The sequence below is a fragment of the Ferrimicrobium sp. genome, assembly GCF_027319265.1.
Classification (GTDB): domain Bacteria; phylum Actinomycetota; class Acidimicrobiia; order Acidimicrobiales; family Acidimicrobiaceae; genus Ferrimicrobium.
Genome location: NZ_DAHVNP010000031.1, coordinates 300559 through 314193, shown reverse-complemented (window position 1 = coordinate 314193; position 13635 = coordinate 300559). Strand labels below are relative to the sequence as shown.

The window sequence follows — 13635 nt, the reverse complement described above, 5'->3', positions numbered from 1 at the left end:
TTTGGTGTCGTCATGGAACCATAAGAAGTAGGTCCGTGTGAGCCGGGCTTGTCGTACGTACGGTGGTCTCAGGTTCGTGTGAATCCAGAGGATGTCGATCCCGCGACGTGTGTTGTGGAGAGGCCGGCCAAAGAACCTGACGACACAATCCGATCACCAAAGCATCCGATCACCAAAGAGTGTTACACCAACCGCGCTCGTCGTAGGCCTGTTCCGGAAAGGGGTCGACCCACTCGGTGATCCTCACATCGACCGAGGAGAGCCTCACCAGTCTCGGTAATGCTCGCAGAACGTGGTTGACACCCCGTAGCCTTGTACCCTGGAGGAGGCTACTGCACCGAAGAAGGGGCGATCGAACGCTCACAGAAGGGAATCGTGATGAGTAGCTCAGTCGTTTTCGACGAAGATGCACTCCCCAGGACATTCCTCACTTGCTTCCGTGACGGCATCTTCAAGATCAGTAGGCACCGGCGCCATCTGGGCAGCCCCACCAGGATTATTTAAGACCTCTTGGCCTTCTTTCACATAAGCCAAACCGTCATCGAGCAGGGTGAAAACCGGCGGACAGATCTCTTCACAGAGGCCATCACCGGTGCAGAGATCCTGGTCAATCCAGACTTTCATCGAGGTCCTTTCCATTTTGATTGTTTTCTTGGGACTCAGCGCACCGTGGTATGTCTCGGGTTATCTTGCGATGAGGAACCCAAACAAGTGTAGTCGCCGGCGAGGTGTTCTAATTTCGCCATCACTCGGGTAGCGTGAAGAAAGGAAGGAGGCATGATGGTCGATCGCAAGGATTCCCATGATGAGCAGTTGACCGCGCAAGAGCGACAGACGGTTGATGCGCTCCAGGTTGAAGTACAGGAGCTACGACGTCGGGTCAATGATGCACCTTCGCGGGAACGCGCGTTGGAGGAGAAGCTGCTTGAGGTGTCGGGTGCACTAGCGCAGTTGCAGGCCAAGAATGAGAAGTTGACCTTTACCCTGCAACAGGCGAGAGAACACATCGCCAATCTGCGCGAGGAGGTTGAGAAGTTAACCCAACCGCCAGCTGCCTATGGGGTGTTCATCGGCACTAATGATGATGAAACGGTGGACATTATCTCTTCGGGTCGCAAGATGAAGGTTGCCGTCCACCCTGATATTGTCCTAGCGGACCTGCGGCATGGACAGGAGGTGACCCTCAATGAGTCCTTCGCCGTGATTGGTGTTCGTGATCCGGACCGCAGTGGTGAGGTCGCCACGGTGAAGGATGTCTTGGAGGACGGGGAACGGGTCGTCGTCGTTGGCCGCGGTGATGATGAGCGCGTGGCGCTCTTGAGCGGGGTTTTGCGCAACACAAGAGTGCGAGTTGGCGATAGCGTGATGGTCGATCCGCGATCTGCAATGGTGCTTGAGTTGCTACCGAAACCCGAGGTGGAGGAGCTCGCTCTCGAGGAGGTGCCAGACATCAGCTACTCCGATATCGGTGGGCTCGACCATCAAATTGAAGAGATTCAGGATGCCGTTGAGCTACCATTCCTCTATCGCGAGCTGTTCTCGAACTATCGGCTCCCGGCTCCGAAGGGTATCTTGCTGTATGGACCTCCGGGCTGCGGTAAGACGTTGATCGCTAAGGCGGTGGCCAACTCGCTGGCCAAGAAGATCGAGCAAACCTCGGGCCGGAGCGTGAAGAGCTACTTTCTCAATGTCAAAGGTCCCGAGCTATTGAACAAATACGTGGGCGAGACCGAACGCCAAATCCGGTTGATCTTCCAACGTGCCCGCGAGAAGGCGGAAGAGGGCATGCCGGTCATCGTCTTTTTCGACGAAATGGATTCGCTTTTCCGGACGCGAGGGAGTGGAATCAGTTCGGACATGGAGTCCACAGTGGTCCCACAGTTGTTGGCCGAGATCGATGGAGTCGAGACGCTTCGAAATGTGATTGTGATAGGGGCATCGAATCGCGAGGACCTGATCGATCCTGCAATTCTGCGACCTGGTCGCTTGGACGTGAAAATCAAGATTCAGCGACCTGACGTGAAGGCGGCGAATCAGATATTTTCACGTTACCTCACAGCGGATCTGCCACTCGATAAGAGTGAGGTGGATCGTCTTGGCAACGGAGATCGGCAAATAGCCGTGCAGCGGATCATCGAGACCACTGTGGAGACGATGTATGCGGCCGTCGATGCCAACCGGTTCTTAGAGGTCACCTATCAAAACGGAGAGAAAGAGGTCCTGTACTTCAAGGACTTCGCCTCTGGAGCAATGATTGAAAATATCGTGCGACGTGCCAAGAAGCTTGCAATCAAGCGTGAGATCTCTGGTCAGCCCGCTGGTATCAACCAGGAGGATTTGTTGGTTTCGATCGCCAAGGAGTTCAAGGAGCATGAGGATCTTCCGAACACAACGAACCCTGATGATTGGGCCAAGATTTCAGGCAAGAAGGGGGAGCGAATCGTCTTCATGCGTATCCTGCTTTCGCAGGAGGAGGGTGCGGAGGGCGGTCGCGCCATCGAGCGGGTCGCCACTGGGCAGTACCTGTAAGAGTTAACTGTTCAAGCGTCCCGGTGAGTAGTGGAGTCGAAGGAGGAGTGATGTCAATACCAAAAGTGCTCGGCATTGAGACTGAATACGGGATTGTCGTCGCCGGTGCACCGGATGCGAATCCTATTACGACATCCTCGATGTTGATCAACGCCTATGTCTCCGGGTTATCGGAACGGGTCGAGTGGGATTTTGTCGACGAGTCTCCTGGTGTGGATGCTCGTGGTTTTGCTCTTGAAGGGGGATCTGGCATCGAACTAGATACCCATCTAGTGAATGCGGTGTTGACAAACGGAGCGCGACTCTACGTCGACCATGCGCACCCTGAGTACTCCTCCCCGGAGTGTATCTCTCCCTCGCAGGCGTTGCTCTACGATAAGGCTGGGGAGGAGGTCATGATCCGTGCCATGGCGAACGCGAAACGGCTGCTTCCAAAGGGCCAAGAGATCGTGGCCTACAAGAACAACTCCGATCGAAAAGGTAATTCCTATGGTTGTCACGAGAACTATCTCGTCGATCGTAGTATTCCCTTTCAAAAAGTGGTCGCTGAACTCGTTCCCTTCTTCGTGACTCGACAGATCATGATCGGAGCTGGCAAGGTTGGCTCTGAGTTTCCGGGCGCGAGCGCCTCGAAGGTGCCATTCCAACTCTCACAGCGGGCTGACTTCTTTGAGGAGGAGGTTGGTCTTGAGACCACGTTGAAGCGGCCTATTATCAATACCCGCGACGAACCACATTCTGATGGACAACGTTTCCGGCGGCTGCATGTGATATTAGGTGATGCCAACCTGTCAGAGACCTCCACTTGGTTGAAGCTGGGCCTCACTGCCATCGTGTTAGCGATGATCGAGGATGGATTTCTTGAGGATCTCAAGATCGAGATGGCTGATCCGGTTTCGTCGTTACGGGAGATCTCGTGGGACCCGACGCTCAAGCAAAGAGTACTTCTTCGAGACGGGAGGCATCTCCGTGCCCTTGAGATTCAAGAAGCGTACCTTGAGCACGCTATCGCACACGCGGAGCACTATGGTATGGCGTACCTTGGAAATGAGACCGACGGTCCGGCGCTACTGGCCGAGTGGGAGCGTATCCTTTGTGTTCTCGCGGATGATCCAATGGAGTTGGCTGACACCCTCGATTGGGTGGCAAAGTGGCAAGTGGTTCAGGGTTATCAGCAGCGACATGGCGTTGAGAACCAGGACCCTAGGCTCGCAGCGATCGATCTACAGTACCACGACATGCGGCCACAAAAGTCACTGTTTCGGCGGCTGCCGATGCGACGCAGGCTTGAGGATGGTGCGATCGATGCGGCGGTGAGTAACCCACCACCGGATACTCGTGCCTTCTTCCGGGGCACCTGCCTCGCCCGTTTCCCTGGCTCGATCGCGGCGGCCAACTGGGACTCCATCATCTTCGACCTTGGGTCGGACCCACTGCGACGGGTACCCATGATGGACCCATTGCGCGGGACGGAGAGTCATGTTGGTGAACTTCTCCGCCGAGTGAAGAGTGCTGCCGAGTTGGTCGAGGCATTAGGTTCATAACTAGGATAAAGTGCAAAGATGAGGTGGATGCATGGCTGAACGTGAACAAGTGCGAAAATCGTCATCGAATCGAGAGGAGGTCGTCGAGGAGGAGGCTGCTCCTTCGACGGAGCGCTCCGATCAGCTCAAGGCAGAGCTTGACGACATTCTCGATGAGATTGATGAGGTACTAGAGGATAACGCGGAGGAGTTTGTCCGCAACTATGTCCAAAAGGGCGGACAGTAGACACTGCTGGCTGATGGAAAGAGAGAGGCGGTAGGCGTTGGCGCTGCCATTGTTTGATGTAGTTCGTGACCCGGGTCCAGATTTCTGTGGTCTTTTAGGTCGCCTCGATGAGCGCGGTACGCAGGTGACGCGACAGTCGGGTTCACCGGAGATCTCGGGCGTTCCTCATGGGACCACCATCGCTGCGGTGCGATTCCGCGATGGCGTGGTGATCGCTGGTGATCGTCGTGCCACCGAGGGCAATATCATTGCGAATCGGACCATCGAAAAGGTATTTCCTGCAGATCGCTTCTCGGCGGTAGCGATTGCCGGCGCGGCTGGCCCTGCTATCGAGATGGTGCGGCTTTTCCAGGTCCAGCTGGAGCATTATGAGAAGGTTGAAGGGACCGTGCTTTCCCTTGAGGGCAAGGCGAATCAGCTGGCACAGATGATTCGGTCGAATCTTGGCATGGCGATGCAGGGGCTTGCAGTTGTCCCGCTTTTTGCGGGTTGGGATCTCCATCGAAATCAAGGGAGAATCTTTACCTACGATATCGCAGGAGGCAAGTACGAGGAGGAGTCGTTCTATGCGACAGGATCGGGTGGTCGCGATGCTCGTGCCACGCTTCGACTCGGCTTCCGTCCTGGGATGAGTCGTGACGATGTCGTCCGCTTGGCGACGAAGGCGCTCTTTGAGGCGGCTCAAGAGGACTCTGCCACCGGAGGGCCGGACCTTTTGCGAGGTATTTTCCCCGTGATTGGTGTGATCGATGCCTCTGGGTATGCACGGGTTGGTGATGACGAGCTCAGCATGCTCGCCCATGAATTGGAGACGGAGTTGACGACAAGGAGACAGCCAGAATGAGTATGCCCTTTTACGTAGCTCCTGAGCAGATGATGAAGGATCGCGCCGACTATGCCCGAAAGGGCATTGCTCGGGGGCGTGCGCTCATCGGTGCCGTGTACCAAGTCGGCGTTTTGTTATGCGCAGAGAACCCTTCGCGTTCTCTCCACAAGGTCTCGGAGATCTATGACCGGATTGCCTTTGCTGGGGTCGGTAAGTACAACGAATTCGATCAGCTGCGAGTGGCGGGTATTCGCCATGCGGACACGAAGGGATTTGCATACGCTCGCGACGATGTCGACGCGAGAAGTCTGGCAAACCTCTATGCGCAGTATCTCGGCCAAGTCTTCACCCACGAGGTGAAGCCGCTTGAGGTGGAGATTCTGGTGGCTGAACTTGGGACCGCAGGTAAGGACTCGCAGCTGTTCCATATTCTCTACGACGGGACGGTCGTTGACGAGCAACACTTTGCGGTGATCGGGGGCGACTCTGACGCGATCGCGGAGCGTTTTGCGGGATCGTATGCAGATGGTTGGGACCTTCGGGATGCTCTCCATGCCTGTATCGGAGCCTTAAGCGAGGACGAGCACCAGTTGCAGTATGAGGATCTTGAGATTGCAGTCCTCGAGGATCGCGGCGAACGCAGAACCTTTCGTAGGATCGTTGGAGTTGAGTTGCAGAGCTTGGTTGGTGATCCTGGTTGAGCGGGGTGGCGGAGCTCGATCGTAGGATCTTTGGTATTGAGAATGAATACGGGGTCACGTGCACCTTACGGGGACAGCGTCGTTTGAGCCCTGACGAGGTAGCTAGATACCTATTCCGGCGAGTGGTGAGCTGGGGGCGTTCTTCCAATGTCTTCCTTGAAAACGGTGCTCGCCTGTATCTTGATGTTGGCAGTCATCCGGAGTACGCGACCCCGGAATGCGATAGTCTTGAGGACCTGATTAGTCATGACAAAGCTGGTGAGCTCATCCTTGAATCGTTGGCGTACTCTGCGGAGGTGCGGATGCGTGAGGAGGGGATCCGTGGTTCGGTCTATCTCCTGAAGAACAACACCGACTCGGCGGGCAACTCCTATGGTTGTCATGAAAACTTTCTGACGTTGCGCGTGGATGATCTTTCGCGTTTGGTGGAGGTGCTGATCCCCTTCCTCGTGACACGGCAGATCTATGCAGGAGCTGGGAAGGTGCTGCTCACCTCCAGAGGCCCGGTCTATACCCTTTCGCAACGTGCTGAGCACATCTGGGAGGGCGTCTCCTCCGCTACGACCCGTTCTCGCCCGATCATTAATACTCGCGACGAACCCCATGCGGATGCGGAGCGTTTTCGTCGGTTGCACGTGATCGTTGGTGACTCAAACATGTCGCAGTGGGCCACCTTCTTGAAGGTTGGTGCGATGTCGCTGGTGCTGCGACTGCTCGAACATGACATCGTCTTGAGGGATCTCTCTATGGAAAATCCGATTCGAGCGATTCGTGAGATCTCCCATGATCCTTCATTGACCAAGCGTGTGCGACTGGTCAATGGTCGTGAGATGACGGCGCTCGAGATACAGGAGAGTTACTACGAGCGCGCGCAACGCTTCAGTGCCAATCACGCGATTCCACCGGATGAGCAGCGTGCGTTGGTGATGTGGGGTGAGGCGTTGGAGGCGCTGCGTACTGATCCGATGAAGCTCGATGGACGGGTTGACTGGGTAACGAAGTATCGGCTGATTGAAGAGTACCGGGCACGACACGATCTGCCGTTGTCACACCCGCAGGTCTCTCTAGTCGATCTACAGTATCACGATATCAACCGTAACCGCAGTGTCTACTATAAGTTGGTTGAGCATGGTCGCACGGTTGAACTCGTGGATGAGGAGCGTATCAAGCGGGCAGTTGATGTCCCGCCGCAGACCACGCGTGCTCGTCTGCGCGGGGAGTTTATTGCGGCGGCGAAGGCGCATCACCGCGATTACACGGTAGATTGGGTGCACCTTAAGCTCAATGACCAGGCGCAGCGGACGGTGATGTTGAAAGACCCATTTGCGTCCTATGATGACCGGGTGGAGAGGTTGATAGCAGGTTTATGACAGAGCAGACGACCGACGACACAGCTCCGGTAGTTGGGGAGGGTGACGACTCGGCCCATCCACAACGTCACACACTGCGCAACTGGCTAATCGTCATCGTGGTTGCACTAGTGGTCGCCGTTGGGGTGAGAGCCTATGTCTTTGAGTCCTTCTTCGTCCCGTCGGGTTCGATGATACCAACGATTGAAATCGGCGATCATATGATCGTTGACAAGCTGAGTTACCACCTCCACTCCGTGGGCTTTGGCAACATCATCGTCTTTCATAAACCGGCTGATGACCACACTAGCGCCAATATCCACTATCTTGTGAAACGGGTGATTGGCCTGCCAGGGCAGACCATCTGGTTCCATGATGGCCAGGTGTACATCAACGGTAAGCCCATCGCTGAGCCCTTCCTGCCTAAGGGTGTCAAGACCTACCCGTTGAGTGCGGCATCAGAATCGCCGATCCATATCCCAAAGAACGAGTACTACGTCTTGGGCGACAATCGAGGTGACTCTGCAGATTCGCGCGTATTTGGTCCGATCTCAAGGTCACTGATCGTGGGTCGGGTGATCCTGATCTACTGGCCGCTCTCACAGTGGCACTACTTTTAGGCGGATACACACAGACAGAGGGCCCGGATGGTCTTGGTGCGCAGTTGCGCGGGTGTAGCCGTCATGCACTCGTTGGCAACCGTGCGACAGAGACTTCCTTGCTGCCCCAGCTCCCGCGATGGGCCCTGGTGCCAGAGATCGTCTGTGGCTGTCGGACTCCCTCAACAGGGCGATCGTAGCCGGTTCAAGAAACCCAGGAATTATCCCAGATTAGGTTTAGTGTCGAGGCAGAACGTACCGATACTTGGGACACTGGATGAATTTGAGGGGCGAAGGGAGTCGCAATGCCAATCATTAGAGCTTCATGTCCGACGTGTGGGGACGTCGATATCGCGCCGAACGCCATGACGGTGATGCTCTGTTCATCCAATGGAGAGGCGAGTTATGTCTTCCGTTGCCCAAGTTGCATGATGGTCGTCTCCAAGGCTGTCGACAAACGTATCGTTGAGATTCTGGTCTCTTCTGGGGTCAAGATTCACTTCTGGCGACTGCCCGAGGAGTCAGGGGAGGAGGTGGTGGGACCTCCTGTCGACTTCGACGACCTTCTCGCCTTTCATCAGCAGCTCGCAGATCCCACCTGGCTTGAACGACTGATCCGCTATAGCCAAGGCAAATACGAGCAGTAGCGTCTCCGCTCGGGCCCCATGGGCTCGCTTGTGCCGATATCGTTCTCGCTACTCGCCCCGATGACCCGGATGCTATGCACCGACGGGTGAGTCGTCGGTAGCGCGGGTGCTTGCAGGCTCATGCCGTAGTGTTTGCGAAGCCATAGCGCTAGTCTGAGAGGGTGGGTAAATAGGCTCTTTGCTGGCGGCGGGTGGACCGACACCGATGATGTCCGCAGGAATCGGCGGCGCCGATCATGGTCGGCTCTGCACGTGAAGTGCTACCCATTGTGGCGAGTGCTGCCCTTGTGATGTTGGCCATGTGTCAGGTGGCCATGTGTCAGGTGGGTAGAGCGATGCGGATGTGATGTCGATCGGGATTGGAGTGGGGATTGGTTGTGGCCGAGCGTGAACGGGTGCTCTCAGGAGTACAGCCAACAGGGCAGGCGACCCTTGGTAATTTTCTTGGTGCCTTTCGTCAGTGGCGCATCCAACAGGAGGAGTATGAAAGCACCTTCTTGATCGTTGATCAGCATGCGCTCACCGTCGAACACGACCCGGCAGCACTGCGGGAGGGTACCCTCCAGATGGCGGCCCTTCTCTTTGCCGTGGGCATTGATCCGACACGGTCAACGGTGGTTGTCCAGAGTCATGTCGCTGGGCATGCGCAGTTGGCCTGGCTCATGGAGTGCACTGCAACCTATGGGGAGCTCTCAAGGATGATCCAATTCAAGGATAAGTCCAGGGGTTCGGCGATGGTACGCGCTGGTTTGTTCACCTACCCAGCCCTGATGGCGGCAGACATCTTGCTCTACCAAACAGATCTCGTGCCGGTTGGCGAGGATCAGAGCCAACACATCGAGCTCACTCGTACGGTTGCGACGCGGTTTAACCATGCCTATGGAGATATTTTCACGATTCCCCGGGCGGTGATCCCGCCTTTGGCGGCACGGGTGATGGATCTTAGCCATCCTGAGGCGAAGATGAGTAAGTCCTCGGCGGACGGACAGGGGAATATTTACCTGCTCGATAGCGACGATCAGATTCGCAGGAAGATTGCGAAAGCCAAAACCGACCTCTTCAACGAAGTACTCTATGTGGAAGATGATCCGGCGCGGGCAGGCGTGCGAAACTTACTGGAGATCCTGGCGGTTTTGACCGATCGCGAGCCAAAAGACGTGGCGTCCAACTTTGTACGCTATGGCGATCTCAAGGAGGCTACCGCGACGGCGGTCATCGAGCAGTTGAGCCCGATTCGCGAACGCTATCAGGACTACATGGGTGACCGCTCTCAACTTGTGTCCTGGTTAGCGATTGGTCGCGAGCGAGCAAGTGAGGTAGCTTCGCAGACGTTATCACGCGCCTACGACGCGATTGGGTTTCTACCCAGCAAGGAGGTTACGTATGGAGATTGATCCGATCAAGCTGGCCTTTGTGGCTATCGCTGCACTCGTGCTTCTTGGGCCGGAACGACTTCCCCAGCTCGCCAAGAAGGGGGGAGAGTTGCTTGCTACGCTGCGCAGCCATCGAGAGTCGCTCACCAATCAGATCAATTCGGTAAGCAATCTTCCCAATTCGGCGGTGAGTGGTTTTCTAGGTGAGACGCTCAAGACCGCCGGCACGGTGACATCGATGTTCCAACCAGCTGGTATCGTCGGCTCGGTCCTGCAGCCAGCAAGAATGGTCAACTCGGTCCTGCAGCCCGCAACAAGGGCTCCAGAGGTGCAAACGAGGGCCTCGCGAACACTCGATGATTCGTCTGCAGCCACGCCATCGACGACGCGCTCTCTGGCACCGAGTCCTGGGTACACCCTCGGATCCCCGGATCTGAATTAGTCATGGGACTGAGTTTGCACCGACGGCCGGTGACATCGCCGAATGAGATGTCGATGATCGAGCATCTGCGTGAACTGCGCAAACGGCTCATCATCTCCATTATCGCAGTTTCGATCGGAGCCGTGGTCGGTTACATCGTCTATCCCTCGATCTTGACCTTTTTGATGCATCCGCTCTGCGTTACCAATGGTGCGGATAACTGTGGTCTCTATGTCACTGGTCCCTTTGATGGATTTGCGATCCGTCTGAAGGTCGCTGCGATCTCGGGTCTGTTCTTCGCTTCACCGATCGTCTTGTGGCAGTTCTGGCGCTTCATCGCACCGGGGTTGCGCTCCAAGGAACGTCGGTATGGTCTTGCCTTTGTGCTGAGTTCGCTCGTCCTCTTCGGCTTGGGCGCGATGGTGGCCTATCTCGTCTTCCCGCATGCCCTCCACTTTTTCGAATCAGCTGCTGGCGCCCATGTGCATGCAATCTATACGCCGCAGAACTACCTCAACTTTCTCATGCTCTTGATGATCGCCTTTGGGATCTCCTTTCTGTTTCCGCTGGTACTTGTTGTCTTGGAGTTATTGGGTGCGGTCTCACCTACGGCGCTCCGTAAGCGTCGGCGCTATGCCTGGCTAGGCATCATCGTTGTTGTGGCGGTCTTTATCCCGAGCAATGACCCATACTCGCTGACAGCGATGACGGTCCCCCTGCTCGTCTTCTATGAGTTGGCTATCCTGGTGGGACGCATACTGCTTCGTCCTGGGAGCAAGACGGTTCGTCAGGAGGCGTAGTCCGGCGGTGGTAGGCTCAAGAGGGTAGATACTCGTCGCTGATGGTGGAAAGAGTTCCTGCCAGCTCGTAGTGTCGCATAGGGAGCTTCGTGACATTTGTCTCTCATTTTGAGGATCGGGTTGATATCGAGCTTGATCCGTTCCAGGAGGAGGCTATTGTAGCGATCCTTCGGGATGAATCGGTGCTTGTCGCCGCACCTACGGGGTCAGGCAAGACGCTGGTAGGGGTGTTTGGCGCGTGTCGCGCTCTTGACCTTGGACTTCGCACCTTCTACACGACTCCGCTGAAGGCGCTCTCAAACCAGAAATATGCTGAATTTGTGCGTGCCTTCGGAGCCGAGAATGTGGGTCTCCTCACCGGTGATAACTCGATTAACCCTGGTGCGCGCGTGGTGGTCATGACGACCGAGGTATTGCGTAACATGATCTACGCCAGCCTTGAGTCGCTCGACGATCTCGGACTCGTGGTGCTTGATGAGGTGCACTATCTCCAGAATCCTTACCGAGGTGCTGTTTGGGAGGAGGTGATTATTCACCTGCCGCGAAATGTGAATCTGGTATGCCTCTCGGCGACGGTCTCTAACGTCCATGATTTTGCTGCTTGGATGCGAGAGGTTCGGGGCCAGATGACGGTCGTCGAAGCACGTGGTCGGCCCGTACCCCTTGAGCATCGATACCTCTATGCGGATCGTCGTTCTCGTCAAGTCACGGCACTTCCGGTGCTCCAGGGGGGACGACCAAACCCGAAGGGTTCCGAACTTGACCCTCCATGGCTTTCGAGCACTCGACGCTCGTTTGGTCCCAAGGCTCGGGGCGTGGCCCGTCCTGAACTCATTGAATTCCTCGCAGCGAACCGAGAATTGCCGGCGATCATCTTCATCTTCTCGCGAGCTGGCTGTCAGGCTGCCGCCGATGAGACGGTCGCGAGTGGCCTTCGCTTGACGACCCAGATCGAGCGGGAGATGATTCGTGAAGTGGTCGATCGACGTTTGGCGAAACTTGATCCGCGCGATCTCAAGGTATTGGGATATGTGGAGTTCATGGCGGGTTTGGAGGCCGGCTTTGCACCTCACCATGCGGGATTGGTCCCTCCGTTTCGAGAGATCGTGGAGGAGTGTTTTGAACGACTATTGATCAAGGTGGTTTTTGCGACCGAGACCCTGTCGCTGGGGATCAATATGCCTGCGCGCTCTGTCGTGATAGAGAAGATGGTCAAGTTCAATGGCGAGACCCATAAGATACTCTCGCCAGGAGAGTACACGCAGTTCTCAGGACGGGCAGGACGGCGTGGGATTGATCACCGAGGTAGCAGCTATGTCGCTTGGGGTGGCGGAGTCACCTTTGCGGATGTCGCTCGGGTGGTCGAGGGGGAGTTCTATCCCATCACATCGTCGTTTCGACCTACCTACAATATGGCTGCGAATCTTGTCAAACGCTACACACCCGAGGCGGCGAGGGAGCTCCTCAATCTCTCCTTCGCTCAATTCTCACAGGATGCTGAGGTGGTGAGGCTAGAGGCTGAGCTTCGTGGATTGCGCCGTCGACATGGCCCCTTCCGGCCGATTGGAGAGGTTGATGAGGTACGGGTAGTGCCTGGGTCGGTGATCTCGGTCCCTTCGGCTGAAGGGACTCGGCATCGCGCCTCGCTGGTGGTCCTTTCGGTGTCGAATCGCGCTCATGGTCGTATGAAGATTCAGACGGTGTCGCCTTCTGGTCGCGGCTACACCCTCGGCGCAACGCATCTGCGGGAAGCACGTCTGCAAAAGCGGATCGCGCTGCCGCCTGTGGATCGTGGGCGCAAGGAGCTCATGCGGCGAGAGGCTGCCAAGGAACTCAAGCGGAGTCTGAAGGCACGTCACCATCAGGAACCATCGAGGGAGTTTCTTGAGACCGGTGTTGGTCGAGAGCATGAGCTACGAGAAGAGGGTCGGGCAGCGCGACTCGAGGAGCGCATCAACCAACGACGGGCTGCTTTATCCGGCTATTTTGACCGTGTGCTCTCTGTCATGGAGGCGTTTGGTTTTTCGCGAGGCTGGTCGCTCACTCCCACTGGCACCATTTTGTCAAGCCTCTACTCTGAGTCTGACATCCTGTTGGCGCTGGCACTAGATACATTGGAGCTCGAAGCGCTCAACGAACCAGGTTTTGCCTCGGTGCTTTCGTGGATGACCTTCGAACCACGACCGAGTTTCACGGGAACCGGTCTGCGTTCTAGTCACCCCGAGCTCATCGAGCGCTTTCGAGAAGTTCGCCGTCTGTCGAGTGAGCTGCAGCGTCTCGAGGGGGTACGTGAACTGCCACTGACTCGCGTTCCAGATGTTGGCTTTAGCGAATTGATCTACGATTGGGCCGATGGGAAACCGTTGGAGCGAATTTTGCGGTTATCACCGATCCCTCCTGGAGACTTCGTGCGTAACACCAAGCAGATCGCAGATCTTGCCCGTCAGATTGCGGCGGTCTATGTTGACCAGCCTCTCGGCCAGTTGGCTAGGCGTACCGAAGCCGCCGTCGTGCGCGGAATCGTGGCTATCTCCTCGGAGGTGGCAGTGCTCGCCAATGAGGATGCTCAGTTCACCGATGAGAGTGGTTTTGACGTAGTCGGACTGTAGCAACGTGAGGC

Annotated in this window: 13 protein-coding genes; 12 read left to right on the top strand and 1 reads right to left on the bottom strand. The window is 56.3% G+C overall.

Translation table 11 applies throughout. From position 1 onward, the window contains the following. Positions 1 to 387 precede the first annotated feature (387 nt). A complete protein-coding gene (locus tag M7439_RS05705) occupies positions 388 to 624 on the bottom strand; it encodes a ferredoxin (RefSeq protein WP_298442628.1) in 237 nt (78 codons plus the stop codon). A gap of 156 nt (positions 625 to 780) precedes the next feature. Here M7439_RS05705 and arc point away from each other — a divergent pair, with 156 nt between their 5' ends. The 12 genes from arc (at position 781) to M7439_RS05645 (ending at position 13624) form a co-directional block, all read left to right on the top strand. Beyond that, positions 781 to 2529: a proteasome ATPase gene (gene arc, locus M7439_RS05700; RefSeq protein ID WP_298348847.1), complete on the top strand. Its 1749-nt coding sequence runs from the start codon at positions 781 to 783 to the stop codon at positions 2527 to 2529. A 50-nt stretch (positions 2530 to 2579) separates the two neighbouring features. After that, positions 2580 to 4073, top strand: coding sequence for a depupylase/deamidase Dop (gene dop / locus M7439_RS05695; protein ID WP_298346528.1), 1494 nt, complete (start codon positions 2580 to 2582; stop codon positions 4071 to 4073). A gap of 31 nt (positions 4074 to 4104) precedes the next feature. Beyond that, positions 4105 to 4299 carry a ubiquitin-like protein Pup gene (locus M7439_RS05690; RefSeq protein WP_298335348.1) on the top strand — a complete coding sequence of 65 codons (195 nt, stop codon included), beginning with the start codon at positions 4105 to 4107 and terminating at the stop codon, positions 4297 to 4299. Positions 4300 to 4336: 37 nt separating this feature from the next. Beyond that, a complete protein-coding gene (gene prcB, locus M7439_RS05685; protein WP_298346527.1) occupies positions 4337 to 5143 on the top strand; it encodes a proteasome subunit beta in 807 nt (268 codons plus the stop codon). Next, positions 5140 to 5826, top strand: coding sequence for a proteasome subunit alpha (prcA, locus tag M7439_RS05680; RefSeq protein ID WP_298346525.1), 687 nt, complete (start codon positions 5140 to 5142; stop codon positions 5824 to 5826). Before prcB ends, prcA begins: the two co-directional genes overlap by 4 nt. A 5-nt stretch (positions 5827 to 5831) precedes the next feature. After that, positions 5832 to 7196: a Pup--protein ligase gene (pafA, locus tag M7439_RS05675; RefSeq protein ID WP_298346523.1), complete on the top strand. Its 1365-nt coding sequence runs from the start codon at positions 5832 to 5834 to the stop codon at positions 7194 to 7196. Beyond that, positions 7193 to 7795 (top strand): signal peptidase I, encoded by a 603-nt coding sequence (gene lepB / locus M7439_RS05670; protein ID WP_298346521.1) that lies wholly within the window; start codon positions 7193 to 7195, stop codon positions 7793 to 7795. Before pafA ends, lepB begins: the two co-directional genes overlap by 4 nt. 284 nt (positions 7796 to 8079) lie before the next feature. Beyond that, positions 8080 to 8421, top strand: a complete 342-nt coding sequence (locus M7439_RS05665) for a hypothetical protein (protein WP_298346519.1) — start codon at positions 8080 to 8082, stop codon at positions 8419 to 8421. 377 nt (positions 8422 to 8798) lie between these two features. Continuing rightward, positions 8799 to 9815, top strand: coding sequence for a tryptophan--tRNA ligase (trpS, locus tag M7439_RS05660; protein WP_298346517.1), 1017 nt, complete (start codon positions 8799 to 8801; stop codon positions 9813 to 9815). Then, positions 9805 to 10236: a hypothetical protein gene (locus M7439_RS05655; RefSeq protein WP_298346514.1), complete on the top strand. Its 432-nt coding sequence runs from the start codon at positions 9805 to 9807 to the stop codon at positions 10234 to 10236. Before trpS ends, M7439_RS05655 begins: the two co-directional genes overlap by 11 nt. A 53-nt stretch (positions 10237 to 10289) precedes the next feature. Continuing rightward, positions 10290 to 11015 carry a twin-arginine translocase subunit TatC gene (gene tatC / locus M7439_RS05650; RefSeq protein WP_298346512.1) on the top strand — a complete coding sequence of 242 codons (726 nt, stop codon included), beginning with the start codon at positions 10290 to 10292 and terminating at the stop codon, positions 11013 to 11015. A gap of 89 nt (positions 11016 to 11104) precedes the next feature. After that, on the top strand, positions 11105 to 13624 hold the full coding sequence (locus M7439_RS05645) for an RNA helicase (RefSeq protein WP_298346510.1): 2520 nt from the start codon (positions 11105 to 11107) through the stop codon (positions 13622 to 13624). Positions 13625 to 13635 lie beyond the last annotated feature (11 nt).